Below are 20549 nucleotides of genomic sequence, written 5' to 3'. Positions count from 1 at the left end.
CCTCTTCTTAATCATCTTTATTGCTAATAGCAATTAATCTTATTAGTTGTGAGACTGCCATTAATGTTGCTGCTACATAAGTCATTGCTGCAGCATTTAAAACTTTTTCTGCGCCTCTAGTTTCATCTCCATATAATATTCCTCTAGACTTTAAAATACTTAAAGCTCTAGTGGATGCATCAAATTCAACTGGTAATGTAATTAGTTGAAATATTACTACAAGTGAAAATAAAAGTATTCCCAAAGTAGTTAATCCTTTAAATCCTAAAAATATTCCTAAAAAGAACAATATCCAAGATAAACTTGAGCCTAAATTTACAACTGGAACTATTGAATTTCTAATAGTTAATGGTTTGTATTCTTCTTTATGCTGAATTGCATGCCCTACTTCATGTGCTGCTATTCCTGCTGAAGATATTGTTGATCCAGAGTATACCTCTGGAGATAATCTTAATATTTTACTCGAAGGATCATAATGATCTCCAAGTTTACTATTTATAACTTCTATTCTAACATCCCAAAGTCCAGCTTCATCTAACATCATTCTTGCAATTTGCTGTCCTGTATAACCATTAACAATTCTAACTTTACTATATTTTTCGTAATTTGAATTAACTTTAGTTTGTGCCCAAAATGAAATTATAATTGCTGGAATTAATATTATCATTGTAGGATCAAAAATTGAATATAAAGGCATTTAACACCCCTCCATTATCCTAAAATTATATTCTTCTCTATTTCATGACCATTAATATATTGTTCTATAGTTAGTGGTTTGCCATTAGGGAATTGTACTTTCTTTATCATAAGTACACTATCATTACATGCAACCTTGATTCCATCCTTACTAACATCTAAAATTGTTCCAGGTTCTTTTATGATTTTTTCATTCAAAACTTCCGTTTCATATATTTTCATTCTTTCACCTTTATATTGTGTATAAGCAATAGGCCAAGGATTTAAACCTCTTACTAAATTGTGAATTTCTTTTGAAGTCTTATTCCAGCATATACTAGCAATTTCTTTATTTAGCATTTTTGCATAAAAAGTTTCATCTGTTTGTTTTTCAGGTTTTATTGTATTATTTACAATTCCTTCTATGCTTTTAACTAATAAATCTGCGCCTCTTACCATTAGAATATCATGTAATTCTCCAGATGTCATATTTTCCGGAATATTTATTTGATCCTTAAGAAGCATATCTCCAGTATCTAAACCTATATCCATAAGCATTGTTGTATTTCCTGATACTTTTTCGCCATTAATTATAGCCCAATTCAAAGGAGCTGCTCCCCTATACATTGGTAATAATGAAGCATGCAGATTTATACATCCGTACTTTGGTATATCTAACACTTCTTTAGTTAATATTTGACCAAACGCAACTACAATTATAAAATCTGGTTTTAATTCTTTTAACTTTGCAATTAATTCACTATCATCTTTAAGCTTTATAGGTTGATATACTGGAATTTCATGCTTTAACCCTTCCTCTTTAATTGCTGAATAAGCCATTTTCTTTCCTCTTCCCTTTGGCTTATCAGGTTGAGTTAATATTGCCGTAACATCATATTTTTCAATTAATTTCTTTAATGACGGAACTGCAAATTCAGGAGTACCCATAAATACTATGTTCATTTCAAATCACCTCCTATTATGACAAATTTATCTTTTTACTCTGTCTATAAATAAAGTCCCGTTTAAATGATCATTTTCATGTAAAATAGCTCTTGCCAAAAGTTCTTCAGCTTCTATTTCAAATTTTTCTCCCTTTTCATTCAAAGCTGTAGCTTTAACATAATTAGGTCTAACAACTTCTTCGCTTTCTCCTGGTAAACTTAAGCAACCTTCTTCATCTGTTTGTGTTCCATCAGTTTCTAGAATTTCAGGATTTATAAATACTAGTGGACCTTCTCCAATATCTATAACAAATAATCTCTTTAATATTCCAACTTGTGGTGCTGCAAGACCAACTCCATCTGCATCATACATAGTTTCTTTCATATCCTCAATTAAAGTTAATAATCTTTTATCTATTTCATCAACTTCTCTACATTTTTTTCTTAATATTGCATCTCCATATTTTCTTATATTTCTTAATGCCATTTTTATGTTCCCCCTACATCATATTATTCGGATTAATGTCAATACTAACCCTTATTTCATTATATACACTCTTATTTAATTGATAAAGTGTATCTTTCACTTTTTCGCTAAACTCATCATTAAAATGACCTTTTATTATCACTTGCCATCTATAGTTATCCTTTAATTTGGTAATAATGCAAGGTACTGGTCCAAAAAGCGAAACTCCATTACATTGTAAATTATTTGAATCTACTATTAATTTTTTCAAATTCTCTTCTAAAGTATACATGAATTTCTTTAGTTTTTCCTCAAATTTCGATGAAACATTAATCAATAATATTTTACCAAAAGGAGGATTTTCCATCAACCTTCTAATACTTATTTCTTCCTTAAATAATCCTTCGTAGTTTTCTTCTTTTGCATATTTTAAACTATAGTGATTTGGAGTGTAACTTTGAACTATTACCCTCCCCTCATCTTTTCCTCTACCTGCTCTTCCTGCAACTTGAGTTATTATTTGATATGTTCTCTCCGCCGCTCTATAATCAGGTAGATTTAGAGACATATCTGCCGCAAGCACTCCTACTAAAGTTACGTTTTTAAAATCCAAACCTTTTGATACCATTTGAGTTCCTATTAAAATATCCGCTTCTCCATTTTTAAATGAATTGTAAATAGATTCATGTGAATTTTTATGTCTTGTAGTGTCTACATCCATTCTAAGAACTCTTGCCTTTGGAAAGTATTTCTTTACTTCCTGCTCAACTCTCTCTGTTCCCGCTCCAAAAAATTTTACGTATTTACTTTTACACTTTGGGCATGTATTAGTAACTTTTTCTGCTCGACCACAATAATGACATATTAAATATCCATTTTTGTGATATGTCATTGAAACATCACATTCTGGACATTTGAACACATAACCACAGCTTCTACACGATATAAAAGTTGAGTACCCTCTCCTATTTAAAAATAAGATAGCCTGCTTTTTATTTTTCAGAATCTCTTCAATTCCTTGTGAAAGTTTTCTACTAAATAATGATAGATTTTTATTTTTTAGTTCTTCTCTCATATCTACTATTTCCATATGAGGCATTTTCCCACCATTAACTCTGTGTTTCATTTCTATTAATTTATATTCTCCTATAAGAGCTTTATAATAACTCTCAATACTTGGAGTCGCTGAACCTAGAACTAATTTACACTGCTTAAGTTCACATATAAATTCGCTTACTTCTCTAGTGTGATATTTAGGATTATGATCTGACTTATATGTATTTTCATGTTCTTCGTCAATTATAATAAGTCCAAGATTTTGAAGTGGCAAAAATAATGCACTTCTGGCCCCTATTACGAGTTTAGCTTTCCCCTGTTTAACCCTATACCATTCATCAAACCTTTCACCATCACACAGTCTGCTATGAAATAAAGCTACATCCTCTCCAAATCTTGCTTTAAATCTTTCAATCATTTGTGGTGTCAATGAAATTTCTGGTACCAATACAATTGCACTTTTACTTTCGTTTAATGTTTCTTGAACTAACCTAAGATATACTTCAGTTTTTCCAGAGCCAGTTACTCCTTTTACTAAATATTTTCGTGCATTATCATTTAGAATTGTACGTAGACAATTTTCCTGCTCTTCAGTTAATAATTTTTTTTCATCACTTTCATATTTTCGTGTATTGTATCGAAACACTATTTGTTCTTCAACCTTCAAAATTCCTTTATCAATTAATTTGTTTAATGAATATATAGAAAAATTCTTGTTTTTTGTAATTTCAGCTTTAGTATAAATGCCATTGTTATTCATTATAAATTCATATAATTTTATATAATTTTCCTTTTCAAGTTCATCATTAGTAACTTTTCTATTAATCCCAACAACCTTTTTCTTTTTACTAGTTGAACCTTTCATAATTCCAACTGGAATCATAAGTCTTATAGCATCAATAAATTTACAAAGATATTTTTTTCTCAAAAACTTAATTATAGATATATCATCCTCAGTTAACATTGCGTCTTGGTCACATACATCTAAAATTTTTTTCACTTTATACTTTATCTCTATATCTCTATCATCTATTATTGAAAATATAAAGCCCTCAACAGGTTTATTTCTCATTCCAAATGGTACCTTAACTCTAAACCCGATACTTATATTTTGTAATAATTCATAAGGGATTTCATATGTAAAAGGCCTATCTACTTCTAATGCATCACTATTTATAATTACTTCAGCATACATACTTCTTTCCCCCTTACAAATAATTTATATCACATACTTTAATAATATGATATACTAATATTTTTTCTCTCCACATATTCTATTACTTAAGCAATTTAAATTCAAATTACATTACCTTTATAATTTAATATATATTATACTAAAAAAAAGCTGTGACATGTTCTCTTTAAACTCATTCTTCTTATATATAATTCAATCTATCAATACTTCTAAAGCTAGATTTAATCAGAATTTCAAGTTTATAAAATCCCATATTTCCCCATACAAATGAGAAAGAAGCGCAAATTTTAGCGCTTCTTAAGGATAATGTCAAACAAATTGCTTGCGATCTTCTCTTTGCTCATCTTATCTAGCTCTGTTTCTTGTTTTTCAGATAAAATTATTACCTTATTATCTTCTGATGCAAATCCAGTATCACTTGAAGTTATATCATTTGCTACAATATAATCCAAATTTTTTCTTTCAAGCTTAGATTTTGCATTTTCTTTTAAATTCTCACTTTCTGCAGCAAAACCGACCAAAATTTGGTTTGTTTTTCTTTTTCCTAATTCCATTAAAATATCATTATCTCTGATAAATTCTAGATATAAGTCATTATCGCCTTTTTTTATTTTTTGAGTACTATAATTTTTAGGCTTATAATCAGCAACTGCTGCTGACTTAATTACTATATCTGCACTCTCAAAACGCTTTATAACTTCACTTTTCATTTCCTCATTAGTTGAAACACGAATTACATCAATGTTTTTTGGTGGTTCTAAAGAAGTAGGCCCAGAAATCAATGTTACGTTAGCCCCTCTATTTCTTGCTTCTTTAGCAATAGCATATCCCATTTTTCCACTAGATCTATTAGTAATGAATCTAACTGGATCAATAGCTGCTATAGTTGGTCCTGCAGTTACTATAATGTTTTTATTAATCATATCTTTTTTTTCATTAAGTTCCATCAAAACCTTATCTACTATAATTTCTGGCTTTTCGAGTTTTCCTTTTCCGCTTGTGCCACAAGCAAGTCTTCCTTCAGCTGGTTCAACAAACTCATATCCTAACGCCTTAAGTTTTTTAATATTTTCTTGAACTATAGGGTTAGTGTACATATTTGTATTCATAGCTGGAGCAAAAATCACTTTTGCTTTAGTCGCCATTATTGTAGTTGAAAGCATATCATCAGCAATACCATTTGCTACTTTTCCTATTATATTAGCAGTAGCAGGTGCTACTAAAAATACATCTGCTTTTTCTGCTAAACTAATATGTTGAATTTCCCAAGCTTTTGGTTCTGCAAACATATCTTCTGTAACCATATTCTGACTTAATGATTGAAAAGAAAGTGGAGTTACAAATTTAGTTGCTGATTCTGTCATAATAACATTAACATTAATATCTTTTTTTACTAGCAAACTAACAATTTCTAACGCTTTGTAAGCAGCAATTCCTCCACTTACCCCCAGAACTACATTTTTTTTCATCTTATTCAAGACCTTCTTTTACTACTTCATACTTAATCGCATTTTCATTAACTTCGTTAATGGCAATTGTTAAAGGCTTATTTGAATCTATTTCCACCTTTGGATTAGAGCCCTCAATTATTTGTCTAGCTCTTTTTGAAGTTAAAATTACTAATGAATATCTGTCTTGTGTCTTTTTTAATAAATCCACTACTGATGGATTAATCATAGAGTTGTTCATGTATTATACCCTCCTTAGAATCTAATATACTATGTTTTATTCTATCTACTCTGCACTTTTCAGCGCATACTATTGATTCCAGTTTTTCAACTGCTAAATCCACTTCATCATTTACTACTGCATAATTATACCTAGAAACAAAATTTATTTCTTTATATGCAGATTTGAATCTTTTCATTAAAGATTCTTGAGTTTCACTTCCTCTTTTGATAATTCTTTGCTTTAATTCTTCCATTGATGGTGGAAGTATAAATATAAAAACGCCCTCTTCTGTGTTTTCTTTTACTTTTAATGCGCCCTGTATATCTATTTCTAAGATAACATCTTTTCCACTTTCTAACACTTCTTCAACATTAGACTTTGGAGTTCCATAATAATTATCATATACTTCTGCATATTCTAAAAAATCATTTACTTCTATTTTCTCTTTAAACTCTTCTTTAGACATAAAATAATAATTGATTCCTTCTACTTCTCCATTTCTTGGAGATCGTGTAGTTGCTGATACTGATAAAGCTACATCTGGATGTCTATCTAAAAACTCTTTACATATTGTACCTTTTCCCGCACCTGATGGTCCTGATATAACTATTAATAATCCTCTTCCCTTATTTGTCATTATTCATCAACCTCATCAACAACTTCATCTTTAGTAGCTAATCTATGAGCTACTGTTTCTGGTTGAACTGCTGACAAAATAACATGATCACTATCTGTTATTATAACAGCTCTAGTTCTTCTACCATATGTAGCATCTATTAGCATCCCTCTATCTCTTGCTTCTTGAATAATTCTCTTAATAGGTGCTGATTCTGGGCTTACAATTGCGACTAATCTGTTTGCGGAAACTATATTTCCAAATCCTATATTTATTAATTTAATTCCCATTTTTATCCTCCTAATTATTCAATATTTTGAACTTGTTCTCTTATTTTTTCTATTATATTTTTTATTTCAATTACCTTGTTTGTCATGTCTATATCTGCTGATTTAGATGCTATTGTATTAGCTTCCCTATTCATTTCTTGAATTATAAAATCTAACTTTCTTCCTATAGGTTCATTTAACTCTAAAGTACTTTGCATTTGATTCAAATGACTTTTAAGTCTAGTAATCTCTTCATCTACAGCAGCTTTGTCTGAAAGTATTGCAACTTCAAGAGCAATTCTACTCTCATCTATATCTACTCCCGACAATAATTCTCCTAATCGTTCTTCAAGTTTTTTCTTATAATTCTTAGGAATATTATCCGATACTTTTTCAATTTCTTCAACATTATTTTTTATAATATCTAGCTTTAATAAAATATCTTCCTTTAGTTTTTCACCTTCCCTAATTCTCATTTCCTCCATAAGATCAAGCGATGATTCAACTAATGGTACTATTTCACTAAAGATATCTTCTAAATTTTCTTCTTGTTCTGCCAATGTGATTACATCTGGAAATCTAGCTATTTTACATGTAGATACATCATCAATTGTATTTAATTGCTCTTGAATTTGTTTTAAGCAATCATAATAACTTTTTGCAAGTTCCATATTTAAAAGTACTTTTCCAGCATTATTTGCATAATTCTTATAATTAATAAAAACATCTACTTTCCCTCTATTCAATCTTTTACTAATTATATTTCTTATTTTTTCTTCTAGTGCAAACATCATTTTAGGCATTCTAATATTGATATCTAAATATCTATGATTCACACTTTTCATTTCTATTGAAAAACACATATCTTTTCCTTCTTCACTTTGTGCTCTTCCAAAACTAGTCATGCTTTTTATCATATTACTATACACCTCCTTTAACTAACCTTTTGATCAACAAGTCGATAAATAAAGCATAATTAATTTATCTATTCATGTCAATATTTTGTTCACACTTTGTTAACATTTATATTTTATTAATTATTTTTAAACAAAAAAGCTGCTTTCATTAATTTAAAAGCAACTTCTTTATAAATCTATGTATTATTCAAATAATATACTTTTCAAAAATTATATTATATATGTTTTTTCATAAATCAATTCATTCATTATAGAAAAAATAATTTTAACAAGAATATTATCGCTAGTATTATCATTACTATAGATACTTTTTTCTTATCTTCTTTTTTCTTTACAAAAAATATATTATAAACTACATTTATAAACACATAAGCTAATACCCCAATAGTTAATCCATCACCAATACTATATGTAAGTGGCATTAAAGCAATTGTAAAAAACGCTGGGAGCCCTTCTGTTATTTCATTAAAATCGATATTTTTAACTGATCCAAGCATTAAATATCCAACATAAATTAAAGCTGGTGCAGTTGCGCATGATGGAATAGATATAAAAATTGGTGAAAAAAACATCGCTATCAAAAATAATACACCTACCACAATTGCAGTCCAACCTGTTTTGCCGCCTTCTTCAACGCCTGTAGAACTTTCAACATAAACTGTTATAGCAGAAACTCCAAGACAGGCTCCTACAGTAGTTCCAACTGCATCTGTTAATAACGCCCTACCTGCATTTGGTACATTTCCATCCTTATCTAAAAGCCCTGCTCTTGAACTAACTCCAACCAACGTTCCCACGCTATCAAAAAAATCTACAAATAAAAATGTAAATACTGCAGTTGCAAAAACCATTATGTCACTTGGATTAAGTAAATATGAAAAATTCACTTTGCCGGCAACAGGAAAAATACTTTCAAATTTAAATATTCCATTTGGTAAATAAATTCCAAGTTCTGCTGCAACCGTTGGGTTAATCATTGCATATCCCCAGGCAAGTAGTGTACTAACTACAATACCAATTAACATGGATCCTTTTACTCTTTTTTTATCAAATACTGCAATTATCACTATTCCAATACAAGTGATTAATACTGTTGGAAGTGCAAAGTGTCCTAATGCTAAATAAGTCGAATCACTTTTCACAACTAATCCACTTCCTGTAAACCCTATAAATGCAATAAACAGTCCAATTCCTGCTGTTACTGCATATTTCATATTTAATGGAATAGCATTTACTACCCATTCACGTATTTTACATAATGACATTAAAATAAATATAATACCTTCTACAAATACTGCTGTTAAAGCTATTTCCCATGAAATTCCTTTACCTAAAACAACTGAATATGCGAAATATGCATTAAGCCCCATACCTGAAGCCAATGCAAATGGTAAGTTGGCGAATATTCCCATAAGAATTGTAGTGAAAGCTGCTGATAAACACGTTGCTGTTACAAGTGCTCCCTTATCCATTCCCGTTTGTCCTAATATATTAGGATTTACAGCTATTATGTACGACATTGTTAAAAAAGTTGTAATACCTGCTATGATTTCTTTTTTGAAATCAACATTCTTATTAGATAAAATTTCTAATAATCGTCTCGCTTTTTTTTCTTTTTGCATTTTATTACCTCCAAAATAGTTTAAACAAAAATAGTCAATACGAATTATATACTAACCCGAACTGACATACTTTGTTAATCGTCGTACTCATAGCGAGATATTTAAGGTATCTTGTAGAAACTTGCGAACCATATTATCACAATTATATGAGTTGTCCTTTTTACGAATATTATTATATATTTCACGTCGAATGTTGTCAACTTAATTCTAGTTATTTTATGTGCCAATTACGAATGTTACGATTAATAATCATTATATAATTAGGATTTTTTTATATTTTCGTATTTTTACTAAAATATTGCTCAGATTTTATTTTAAATACTACTTGATAAAAAAATTATTATTATATAGATTTTATTCTAATACTTTTTTAAAGTAAATAAAAAACTCCCAGAATTTAATCCAGGAGTAGCAATATCATAAATTATTTTTGGCAGGTCGGCGTATCCTGCATCTCTGATTACTAAGTTATATAGCGCGTGAGGAGCCTTTTCTCACCTCAAAAAATCATCATTCAATTCATTTTTATAATATACTTTCTTTCATTTCGATGCAATTAATTTCTACTAATCTATTTTTATATATTCTTGCATTCATTTTTGAAATTGTGATAGGATACATGGTAGCAACATAAATATACTTATCCTCTAAATCTATTTCCAATCCTAACAGCAAAATAACATTATCTATTTTTTTTACTAGTTCAAGAGAACCTCCATTTCCTCTTTTGTAGTCTAATCCAACATATTCAGGCGCCTTAATTATTTTTTCTATCGTATCTATTATATTATCTTTTATTTTTTTTGTGAGTTGCCTGCCATGTCTTTTTTTTATATGATTTATCACTCCTGGAGAGGCATAAACGGTTCTTGAAAAATCCGGCTCTAAGAGCTCACTTATAGAGATTTTTATTTTACCAACTTTCTTATAAGCCTTATACTCTCTTCTCATAATACCCCTCATTTATATCCTTTTTTTTATTATATATAAATCATTAATATCTTTCTACTTAAACTATGTAAAAAATCATATTCTTTAACTTTAGAAACATATATAAAATGCACAACTTGCAACTTACAATTATAACTTTAAAGCTAATTTTATTACTCTTATAATATAATTTGAATGTCATTAAATGCATGTTTATAATATAAACACCATATATAAATATTTACGCATTCACTTATTTACTAAAATTCATAAACATTCTATCTCCAATTATTAATTGCAGGATACTTATTGTGCATTATATAATAATAATTTCAGGAATTCTAAACCACATGCTTTTTAAATTAATCTTTTAAAGAATTATGCAAATCAATCCTCCATTACCTTCATTAATAATCTTTTGGAGAGTCTTTTGAATTTTAACTTGAACATCTTCCGGCATTTTATATAATTTATTTTGAAGTCCTTCCTTTACTAACAGCTCGAGTGACTTTCCAAACATATTACTTTGCCAAAGAAGAGCTGGATCTGTTTCAAATTGTTCTAATAGTCCTTTAACAAGTTCTTCTGATTCTTTTTCAGATCCCATTATTGGGCTTATTTCTGTCTTTATATCGCATTTGATAAAATGTAGACTTGGAGCACTTGCTTTTAACTTCACTCCATATTTACTACCTTGCTTAACTATTTCTGGTTCCTCAAATTTCATTTCTGAAAGTTGAGGGGCAACCAACCCATATCCAGTCTCTCTTACATCTTCTAAAGCACCCTTCACCTTATCATATTCACTCTTAGCATAAGTTAAATCTTTTATTATCGATAATAAATCACTTTCTGAATTAACCTCTAAATTACAAATTTCACTAAGAATCTTATAGAATATTCCATCCTTAGGTTTCATAAGTACTTGTGCCACTCCATTACCCAAATCAACTTGTTTTATTGCAGCTGTCCCCATAAATTCTTCATCTTCACAACTGTCCAAGCAATATTTAATATCTCTAACTTTTGAAATGTCGTGGCTCATATCCATAATTATGTTGAAAAAGTCTTTCTTTAACCAATGACTTCCATCCAATTTTTCTACCCATTCTGGCATATCTATATTTATTTCCTTTATAGGAAATTCTTTAAGTACATGTTTAAATAGTTCTTCAATATCTTCTTCATTCATATTGTAAACATCCATAATTTGTACTGAAACATTGTATTTTTTCTCCAATTCCTTCTTCAATACTTTAGTTTCCTGTGAATTAGGTTTATTGGTATTAAGTACAACTATAAATGGCTTATTTAAAGATTGAAGTTCAGAAATAACTCTTTCTTCTGCTTCTACATAATCTTCCCTATCTATTCCTGTTATACTACCATCAGTTGTTATTACAAGTCCTATTGTTGAATGATCATTTATAACTTTTCTTGTCCCAATTTCAGCCGCATCTTCAAATGGTATTTCATAGTCATACCAAGGGGTATGAACCATTTTACTTTCTTCACCTTCTAAGTACCCTAATGCTCCTTTGACAATATATCCTACACAATCAACCATTCTTACTTTAAATTTAATTTCATCACCTAAATTTATCTCAACAGCTTCATTAGGTACAAACTTAGGCTCTGTTGTATGAATGCTTTTCCCTGATCCACTTTGTGGAAGTTCATCCTTTGCCCTCTCCTTTTTATAGGTATTATCAATCTTTGGTATTACCATTAAATCCATAAACTTCTTAATAAATGTAGATTTTCCTGTTCTAACTGGTCCTACAACTCCTACATATATGTCTCCCTGGGTTCTATCTGCTATATCTTTGTATATGTTAAAATTATCCACGTGATTCCCTCCTATATTCTTTTTACCAATATATATATATTCATGAATATCTTAAAATATACAGTTTATAAAAAAGAAAAAGGTCTTAAAATAATTTTATCTTACTAATATTTTAGATAAAATTTATTTTAAGACCAACATTAAAGTTTAGAATACTTCATTTTTCTTGTCTCTATTCATAAGTTCATCGATAACTTCTTTTGGATTTCTACCTTCAAATAGAACTTTGTATAATCCATCTGTTATAGGCATTAATATATCTTTTTTTTCTTTTAATTCATAAAAAGCTCTACATGCCTTTACACCTTCAACTACCATTCCAACTTCATTTATAGCTTCATCAACAGACATTCCTTCGCCTATTAATAGTCCAGCTTTTCTATTTCTCGAATGCTTAGATGTGCATGTTACTATCAGATCTCCCATTCCAGTTAATCCATAGAATGTTTCAGCTCTACCATCAAGTGCCATTCCTACTCTGCTAATTTCTTTCATGCCTCGTGTAATAAGAGCTGCTTTGGTGTTATCTCCATATCCAAGTCCATCTATAATACCCGCTGCTAATGCTATTATATTCTTTACAGCTCCACCAATTTCCACACCAATTATGTCATCATTAGTATATATTCTTAAATATGAAGTCATAAACAAATCCTGTATATCTGCTGCATATTCCATATTTTCAGAAGTACTAACAAGAGTAGTCGGAAGCTTAAGCGCAACCTCTTCTGCATGACTTGGACCTGATAAAACAACTACTGGATTTTTAAGTTCTTCTTCTATTACAACTGATAATCTTTTATTGCTTCCTTCTTCAATTCCTTTAGCAATTGATATTATCGGTACATTTTCAGGTATCTTTCCTTTTATTTTTTCACACATGTTTCTAATAACATGTGAAGGTACTGATAATATTATATAATCAGCACCTTCAATTGCTTTATCAATATCGTTAAAAGCTGTTACACTTTCTGGAATTATTAAGTTTTTCATATACTTTTCATTTGTTCTTTTACTATTTATTTCATCAACAACATTTTTATCTCTGTTGTATATGTTAATAATATTATTTTTCTCCGCAAGTAGAACAGCTAAGGAAGTTCCAAAACTTCCGCCTCCTAGAAAAGTAATTTTACTCATAATTATTCCTTTCTCGCTCTATATTCAATTTGAATTCCTGTACCCTTAAAATCAAAACTATCTCTTAATTGATTTTCCAAATATCTTTCATATGAAAAATGTCTTGCATTAACATCATTTACAAAGAATACAAACTTTGGTGGTCTTGTTGCAACCTGAGTAGCATAATAAATCTTCATTCTCTTTAAAGCTACAATAGGTGGTTCTTTCATTAGAACAGCCTTGCTTATGACATCATTTAAAATTCCTGTTGAAATTCTCTTGTTATAATTGTCATAGCAATATTTAGCCAATTGTAAAACTCTATTTGTTCTTTGTCCTGTTAAAGCTGAAATAAATAAATATTCAGCATAACTTAAGAACTTTAAATTTCCTTGTAATTCCTTTTTAAATTTATCTAATGTTTTGTCATCTTTTTCTATAAGATCCCATTTATTAACAATAACCATAATAGCTTTTCTCATTTCATGAGCATAACCTATTATCTTCTCATCCTGTTCAGTTATACCTTCTTGAGCATCGATCATCAATATACAAACATCTGCTCTTTCAATAGCAGCATATGTTCTTACAACACTATATCTTTCGATTTCCTCTTTTACTTTACTCTTTCTTCTAAGACCAGCAGTATCTATTAAGATGAATTTTCCTTCTTCTGTTTCTAAATAACTATCTATTGCATCTCTTGTAGTCCCTGGCACATCAGAAACTATAACTCTTTCTTCACCAAGTAACTTATTAATCAAAGATGATTTTCCTACGTTTGGTTTACCAATCATAGCTATTCTTATGTATTCATCCTCTTCTTCGTCATATATAGATTGATCAAAGTTTTCTACTACTCTATCAAGCATATCTCCAAGACCTAAACCTTGTGAAGCTGATATAGTTATTGGGTCTCCTATACCTAAATTATAGAATTCCCATGCATTATCTTCTTCTTTTAAGGAATCAACCTTATTTACAACTAGAACTACGGGTTTCTTGCTTTTTCTAAGCATTGTAGCTACTTCATGATCTGCTGCTGTCAATCCTTCTTTACCATCAACAATAAATACTATTACATCCGCAGTTTCTATTGCTATATTTGCTTGTCTTCGCATTTGTTGCACTATGATATCATCTCTTTCTGGCTCAATACCACCTGTATCTATCATAGTAAATGTATGATTAAGCCATTCAGCTTCTGCATACACCCTGTCTCTTGTAACTCCTGGTGTATCTTGTACTATTGAAATTCTTTTTCCTGCCAATCTATTAAATAATGTTGATTTTCCAACATTAGGTCTTCCAACCATAGCAACTATTGGTTTAGCCATTAAATTTCCTCCTCTTTATATTCGTTAAGTTTTTGAATTAGATCTTCACCTGTATAATCCACTACTATAACCTTCACATCTAAAGCAGTTTCAATATCTTTAATTTTCATATCATCTAACATAATCTGTTCACTCGAATCTGCTAATTCATATCCTTTTCTAAACATATTATTTGACATTATTAAATATTTACTATTTATTATGCCCTTCATCTGATCTATTATATCTGTCCCTGTTAAAAGTCCAGCTATAGTAATTGTATCTCCAAAATAATTATTTATTATTGGGTAAACATCTAACTTTATCTTAGGATTTTTATTTTTAATTTTTTTACTAGCTTCAACTATCTCTTCATAAGCTAATGTTCCTGTAACAACAGAAAAACTTCCACTCATATTGATATCTAAATCTTCCAAACTATTATCAATTTCATCTCTAAAGCATCTAACCATTCCTATTCCATCTTCAATCTGATGATAATCATCATAGAATTCTTGCTTAGGAATTTCTTCACCTGCAACAATATAAAATTCATCAGATAATCTAACAAATGGTTCTCCAATTTCTTTCATATATGTATCTTGAAGCTCTTTTACTCTTTTAATTTCCTCAATTGATTCTTCCTTAGTATATGTATTTACATGTTTAAGTCCTTGTCTAAACTTTGTTATACCTATAGGAACTACTGCTACATCTGAAATTTGTGGATATAGAGTATATAAATCCTTAATTGTTTTCTTTAACTCATTACCATTATTTATTCCTGGCACAGAAACTATTTGTGCATTCATAACAATTCCTGCATCTGATAATCTTTTCATTCTTTCAAAAACATTTCCTGCAAATTTATTATTTAACATTTGAACTCGAAGTTCTGAATTAGTAGTATGTACAGATACATTTATAGGACTTATATGATATTTAATTATTCTATCAATATCTTCGTCCTTCATATTAGTTAATGTTACAAAGTTACCTTGTAAAAAAGATAATCTTGAATCATCATCTTTAAAATATAGTGTTTCTCGCATACCTTCAGGTAACTGATCTATAAAACAAAATATACAATTATTACTGCATCTTTTAGCTTTATCCATTATTCCGCCGCCAAATTCTATACCTAAATCTTCACCGTATTCTTTTTCAACTTCAATTTCCCATACTTCTCCACTGGATTTCTCTATTTCCAATATAATTTCTTCATCTGCGGATAAAAATTTATAATCTATAATATCATCTATTTCATTATTGTTAATAGATAATAATATATCATTTGGTTCTATTCCAACCTCTTCTGCAATTCCTCCAGATATTACTTTTGTTATAATATTTTTCATTTTTTCACTCCTAATTATAACATACTATCCTTGTTATATTACATTAATAGCATAACTAAGTCAATAAATGCATAGTTATTAATTTATATATAATTTTTTATAATATAAAAAAGAGCTACGTTAAAATCATTTTTGTGAAATATTGTTATTTACTAAATTAACATATAAATAAAATTTATATTTCACATTTTAATTCTTAACACAACTCTTTTGATTAATACATTTACTTTCTTTACAATCTAATTATGTTGTAAGCTTATTTATACTCTGAAAGATAATCGTTATTAAACTTTTATTCATTTAAATCTGTATACACTCCATTTTTAGAAAATATAGTCCACTCACAAATATTAGTTACATGATCTGCTACCCTTTCCAAATACTTTATAACAAATAATAACTGAGTTCCCTTATGAATCAAACTATCATCTAATGTTATTGCATTAAGTACGGCATTAAATAAAGATTTATATAACTCATCTATCTCATCGTCTTTTTCGCAAATTTTATACGCCATACTTTCATCATCTTTAATATAAGCATCTATAGATAAACCTATCATTTCTCTAACCTTTTTTTCCATTCTCCACAGTTCATCTATTCCATCCTTAAATACATTTACATTTCCATTTATTCGTCTTGTTATTTTGCATATATCAACTGCATGATCTGCCATTCTCTCTAAATCTGTTACTATCTTTGATGCTGTAAATACTTTTCTTAGATCAGTCGCCACAGGTTGCTGAGTTGCAATAAATTTAATGCATTCTTCCTCAATTGTTTTTTGCATTTCATCAACCTTATCATCGCCCTTTATAATTTGCTCAGCCTTATCCAAATCAAAGTTTTTTAAGCAAATCATACTCTCGTAAATTTGTTTTTCCACTAAACTTGTCATATTTACTAATTCTCTATTTATAGTTTTAACCCTAGCATCTTGAGATTCCCTTGTCATATTTGTTCTCCCTTCTTAACCAAATCTACCAGTAATATAGTCTTCTGTTCTTTTATCTTTTGGATTATAGAATATATCCTCGGTTTTGCCATATTCAACAACCTCTCCACTTAAGAAAAATGCAGTTTTATCAGCTATTCTTCCAGCTTGTTGCATATTATGAGTTACTATTATTACTGTATATTGTTTTTTTAACTCTTCCATAAGTTCTTCCATTTTTCCTGTTGATATAGGATCTAAAGCTGATGTCGGCTCATCCATAAGAATCACTTCCGGAGAAACAGCTAATGTTCTTGCAATACAAAGTCTTTGCTGTTGACCACCAGACATTCCAAGTGCACTCGATTTTAGTCTATCTTTAGTTTCATTCCAAAGCGCTGCTCCCTTTAAACTTTTTTCAACTATTTCATCTAATATTTTCTTATTTTTAATTCCATGTATTCTAGGTCCATAAGCAATATTATCATAAATAGACATTGGAAAAGGATTCGGTCTTTGGAATACCATTCCAACTCTTTTTCTTAGGTGAATCTCATCATAATCTTTATATATATCTTTGCCTTCAAATAGAACTTCTCCTGTTATTTTTACAATCTCTATCAAATCATTCATTCTATTTAAAGTTCTAAGATATGTTGATTTCCCACAGCCTGAAGGTCCAATAAGTGCTGTGACTTCATTTTTATTTATAGACATATTTATATTTTTTAGCGCTTGATTGTCTCCATAATATAGACACAAATCTTTCGTTTCTATTATATTCATCATTGCCTCCTATTTGCCACTATACGATTTCATTAATTTATTTCCAAGTAATCTTGCTCCAATATTGAATAAAAGAACTGCAATTATAAGTACTGCGGCCGTACCATTTGCTATTTGAGCTGCATCAGGAACTATACCTTCTGAATTTAGCTTCCATATATGCACTGCTAAAGTTTCAGCAGGTCTAAAAAGGGAAAATGCCGATCTGCTTCCACTTAGACTTATTTCATTAAAATTTAAATTCTTTGAACTTAATCCTGCAGTATATAAAAACGCAGCTGCTTCTCCAAATATTCTTCCTGCTGCCAATATAATACCTGTCAATATTTCTCCCATCGCTGTTGGCACTGTTAGTTTTGATATAGTTTGCCACTTTGTTGCTCCAAGTCCAAGGGATGCTTCTTTAACTCTCTTACTTGCTGCTATAATAGCACTTTCAGAAATTCTAGTCATAGATGGTATATTTAATATGCTTACAGATAAAGCCCCTGCAAGTATCGAATATCCCCAATTAGCCATATTAACAAAAACTAATAATCCAAACATACCAATTACTATAGAAGGTAATGAAGACATAGTCTCAAGAGACATTCTTATAAAATTAAGTAAAGGACCTTGCTTAGCATACTCCGCTAAATAAATACCAGCTCCAACTCCAATCGGAACCGTAATTATTAGAGAAACCACTAGCATGTAAAAAGAATTAAATAATTGTGGAGCAATTCCCCCTCCAGTTCCTGTAAGCTTAGGATTTCCAAACAAAAAAGAGGGTTTTAACATACTGCCACCTTTATATAATATATATATAATAAATGCTCCTAACAAAGCTACTATAAAAGCACTTATTGCATAAAATATAACTGTTGCAATTTTATCTATTTTTTTAGCATCCACTATACTTCACTCCTTCTTTCTATCATTCTTACTATTAATATAAATATAAAGGAAATTACAAGTAAAATTAATGCTAATGTCCATAATGCATCATTCCATGCAGTCCCACCAACTGTATTTGCCATATCCATTGTTATAATACTTGTTAATGTAGCCATTGATGAAAAAATACTATCTGGAATTTTTACCGTATTACCAATCACCATTTGTACTGCTAAAGCCTCACCAAAAGCTCTAGCTATTCCAAGTACAACCCCTGTAAGTATTCCTGATTTCGCTCCTGGAATTATTACCCTTGAAATTGTTTGCCATCTTGTAGCACCTAATCCATAAGATGCTTCAATATGACTTTCAGGTATTGTCTTTATAGCATCTATTGATAATGTTGCTATAGTTGGTAATATCATAATTGCAAGTACTAAAACTCCTGCCAATAATGAAAATCCCATTCCACCAAAATTTCCTTTAATAAATGGTACTAATATTGAAATACCTACCCATCCATAAACAACTGAAGGTATTCCAACTAATATTTCTAAAGAAGGCTTGATTATCTTTTTACCAAATTTGCTAGAGATAACATTCACAAAGATTGCCAAGGCAATGGCAATAGGTGCACTTATAATTACTGCACCTATTGATACCAAGGTTGAACCTAAGATGAAAGCTAGAGCTCCAAAGGAAGGCACTGCACCTTTGTTCGGATTCCAATTATTTTTAAATAAAAACTCTGAAACACTATATCCATCATTTACAAAAATTCTTATTCCTTTTGAAGCAATAAATACTATTATTGCTATTGTTATCAATATTATTAATATCCCACATAGTGCTGCAAAGCCTTGACCTAAATACTCATTTTTAAGCCTTTCCTTTAAACTTCTTTTTTCCATCCTCTACTCATCCTTTAATTGAATTATTTTACTTTCATTTCACTTCCTGAAATAAATCCCAAATTATTTATACTATCACTATTATCACTGCTTGTTACAAAGTCAATGAAACTCTTAGTTGCTCCTGTTGCTTCTCCTTTAGTATACATATGTCCCCATGACCAGAATTTATATGAACCATCAGTAATATTTGCCTTGTCAGAAGATACACCATCAATTTTTACTAATTTTAAAGCATCTTGAGCCTCTTTAGTTTGCATATATGCTAATCCTAAATAACTTATTGCACCATCATTTTGCTTCATAGCACTTAATACTGCACCATTTGAATCTTGAGTTACTCCAAGAGAATCCTTTTCTAATTCTTTATTGCCACCAAGTATTGTTTTTTCAAAAGTTGCTCTTGTTCCAGATCCAGCTGTTCTGTGTATTAATAATATTTCTTTATCAGGACCTCCAACTTGTTTCCAGTTAGTAACCTTTCCTGAGAATATGTCTTGAATTTGAGCTGAAGTTAAATTATCAATACCAAGTGATTTGCTTACTGCAACTCCAAATCCTTGTGCTACTACTTTATGATCAACCAATTCCTTAGCTTTATCTGCATCAAGTTTTTCTTCAGCAAATATATCGGAATTACCTATGTTTACTGTACCATCAAGAACTTGCGTAAGACCTGTTCCAGATCCCCCTGCTTGTGCACTTACTTCTACATTAGGATTTTTATCATTAAACTTTTCAACAGTTTGTTCCATTAATGGCAGCAATGCGGATGAACCACTAATTGTTATTGATCCACTTACATCTGTTTTATCACTTGTTTGCGATTGATTATTTTGTGCTTGATTTGATGAGTTGCCACATCCAACCATAGCTCCACCTATCATTGTTAATACCAAAGCACTAACCATAAACTTTAAAGTTCTTTTTTTCATTTTAATTCCTCCATCAATAAATTCGTTATTATGTTGGTTACTTTTTTATTTTTTCCTTATGATTTTATAATATACTCTTTCAGTTAATAATTTATTAGATA

Annotated in this window: 20 protein-coding genes and 1 riboswitch; all 20 genes read right to left on the bottom strand. The window is 29.9% G+C overall.

Annotated elements, in window-relative coordinates:
* Nucleotides 1-7 precede the first annotated feature (7 nt).
* The 20 genes from CLSA_RS06685 to CLSA_RS06590 all read right to left on the bottom strand — a co-directional run bounded on the left by CLSA_RS06685 (nucleotide 8) and on the right by CLSA_RS06590 (nucleotide 20448).
* Complete coding sequence (locus CLSA_RS06685; RefSeq protein WP_022744653.1) at nucleotides 8-697, bottom strand: zinc metallopeptidase; 690 nt, start codon at nucleotides 695-697, stop codon at nucleotides 8-10.
* A gap of 14 nt (nucleotides 698-711) precedes the next feature.
* A complete protein-coding gene (gene fmt, locus CLSA_RS06680) occupies nucleotides 712-1638 on the bottom strand; it encodes a methionyl-tRNA formyltransferase (RefSeq protein ID WP_022744652.1) in 927 nt (308 codons plus the stop codon).
* A gap of 27 nt (nucleotides 1639-1665) precedes the next feature.
* On the bottom strand, nucleotides 1666-2106 hold the full coding sequence (gene def / locus CLSA_RS06675; protein WP_022744651.1) for a peptide deformylase: 441 nt from the start codon (nucleotides 2104-2106) through the stop codon (nucleotides 1666-1668).
* A 13-nt stretch (nucleotides 2107-2119) separates the two neighbouring features.
* Nucleotides 2120-4336: a primosomal protein N' gene (gene priA, locus CLSA_RS06670; RefSeq protein ID WP_022744650.1), complete on the bottom strand. Its 2217-nt coding sequence runs from the start codon at nucleotides 4334-4336 to the stop codon at nucleotides 2120-2122.
* 287 nt (nucleotides 4337-4623) lie between these two features.
* Nucleotides 4624-5805 carry a bifunctional phosphopantothenoylcysteine decarboxylase/phosphopantothenate--cysteine ligase CoaBC gene (coaBC, locus tag CLSA_RS06665; protein WP_022744649.1) on the bottom strand — a complete coding sequence of 394 codons (1182 nt, stop codon included), beginning with the start codon at nucleotides 5803-5805 and terminating at the stop codon, nucleotides 4624-4626.
* A gap of 1 nt (nucleotide 5806) precedes the next feature.
* Entirely contained in the window at nucleotides 5807-6025 is a 219-nt protein-coding gene (rpoZ, locus tag CLSA_RS06660; protein ID WP_022744648.1) for a DNA-directed RNA polymerase subunit omega, read from the bottom strand.
* The gene (gmk, locus tag CLSA_RS06655; protein WP_022744647.1) at nucleotides 6006-6644 is read right to left on the bottom strand and encodes a guanylate kinase; all 639 of its coding nucleotides are present in this window, start codon (nucleotides 6642-6644) and stop codon (nucleotides 6006-6008) included. The genes rpoZ and gmk overlap by 20 nt, the downstream gene beginning before the upstream one ends.
* Nucleotides 6644-6913 carry an extracellular matrix/biofilm regulator RemA gene (gene remA / locus CLSA_RS06650; protein WP_022744646.1) on the bottom strand — a complete coding sequence of 90 codons (270 nt, stop codon included), beginning with the start codon at nucleotides 6911-6913 and terminating at the stop codon, nucleotides 6644-6646. The genes gmk and remA overlap by 1 nt, the downstream gene beginning before the upstream one ends.
* 14 nt (nucleotides 6914-6927) lie before the next feature.
* Nucleotides 6928-7809 (bottom strand): YicC/YloC family endoribonuclease, encoded by an 882-nt coding sequence (locus CLSA_RS06645; RefSeq protein WP_022744645.1) that lies wholly within the window; start codon nucleotides 7807-7809, stop codon nucleotides 6928-6930.
* 248 nt (nucleotides 7810-8057) lie between these two features.
* Complete coding sequence (locus tag CLSA_RS06640) at nucleotides 8058-9431, bottom strand: NCS2 family permease (protein ID WP_022744644.1); 1374 nt, start codon at nucleotides 9429-9431, stop codon at nucleotides 8058-8060.
* A 70-nt stretch (nucleotides 9432-9501) separates the two neighbouring features.
* Nucleotides 9502-9601, bottom strand: a riboswitch (purine riboswitch).
* Nucleotides 9602-9956: 355 nt separating this feature from the next.
* Nucleotides 9957-10382, bottom strand: coding sequence for a PBECR3 domain-containing polyvalent protein (locus CLSA_RS06635; protein ID WP_022744643.1), 426 nt, complete (start codon nucleotides 10380-10382; stop codon nucleotides 9957-9959).
* Nucleotides 10383-10731: 349 nt separating this feature from the next.
* Nucleotides 10732-12210, bottom strand: a complete 1479-nt coding sequence (gene spoIVA, locus CLSA_RS06630; RefSeq protein WP_022744642.1) for a stage IV sporulation protein A — start codon at nucleotides 12208-12210, stop codon at nucleotides 10732-10734.
* Between the two features lie 147 nt (nucleotides 12211-12357).
* A complete protein-coding gene (locus CLSA_RS06625) occupies nucleotides 12358-13350 on the bottom strand; it encodes an NAD(P)H-dependent glycerol-3-phosphate dehydrogenase (protein ID WP_022744641.1) in 993 nt (330 codons plus the stop codon).
* A gap of 2 nt (nucleotides 13351-13352) precedes the next feature.
* A complete protein-coding gene (gene der, locus CLSA_RS06620) occupies nucleotides 13353-14669 on the bottom strand; it encodes a ribosome biogenesis GTPase Der (RefSeq protein ID WP_022744640.1) in 1317 nt (438 codons plus the stop codon).
* Nucleotides 14669-16006, bottom strand: a complete 1338-nt coding sequence (locus tag CLSA_RS06615) for a DUF512 domain-containing protein (RefSeq protein WP_022744639.1) — start codon at nucleotides 16004-16006, stop codon at nucleotides 14669-14671. The genes der and CLSA_RS06615 overlap by 1 nt, the downstream gene beginning before the upstream one ends.
* Before the next feature lie 292 nt (nucleotides 16007-16298).
* Complete coding sequence (phoU, locus tag CLSA_RS06610) at nucleotides 16299-16961, bottom strand: phosphate signaling complex protein PhoU (protein WP_022744638.1); 663 nt, start codon at nucleotides 16959-16961, stop codon at nucleotides 16299-16301.
* Nucleotides 16962-16976: 15 nt separating this feature from the next.
* Nucleotides 16977-17726 (bottom strand): phosphate ABC transporter ATP-binding protein PstB, encoded by a 750-nt coding sequence (gene pstB, locus CLSA_RS06605; protein ID WP_022744637.1) that lies wholly within the window; start codon nucleotides 17724-17726, stop codon nucleotides 16977-16979.
* A gap of 9 nt (nucleotides 17727-17735) precedes the next feature.
* Nucleotides 17736-18620, bottom strand: a complete 885-nt coding sequence (pstA, locus tag CLSA_RS06600; protein WP_022744636.1) for a phosphate ABC transporter permease PstA — start codon at nucleotides 18618-18620, stop codon at nucleotides 17736-17738.
* Nucleotides 18620-19513 carry a phosphate ABC transporter permease subunit PstC gene (gene pstC, locus CLSA_RS06595; protein WP_022744635.1) on the bottom strand — a complete coding sequence of 298 codons (894 nt, stop codon included), beginning with the start codon at nucleotides 19511-19513 and terminating at the stop codon, nucleotides 18620-18622. The genes pstA and pstC overlap by 1 nt, the downstream gene beginning before the upstream one ends.
* Before the next feature lie 23 nt (nucleotides 19514-19536).
* A complete protein-coding gene (locus CLSA_RS06590; protein WP_022744634.1) occupies nucleotides 19537-20448 on the bottom strand; it encodes a phosphate ABC transporter substrate-binding protein in 912 nt (303 codons plus the stop codon).
* Between the last annotated feature and the right edge of the window lie 101 nt (nucleotides 20449-20549).

It is taken from the genome of Clostridium saccharobutylicum DSM 13864, from assembly GCF_000473995.1.
In the GTDB taxonomy this organism is placed as follows: Bacteria; Bacillota; Clostridia; order Clostridiales; family Clostridiaceae; genus Clostridium; species Clostridium saccharobutylicum.
This window is presented reverse-complemented; position numbering and strand designations above follow the sequence as displayed.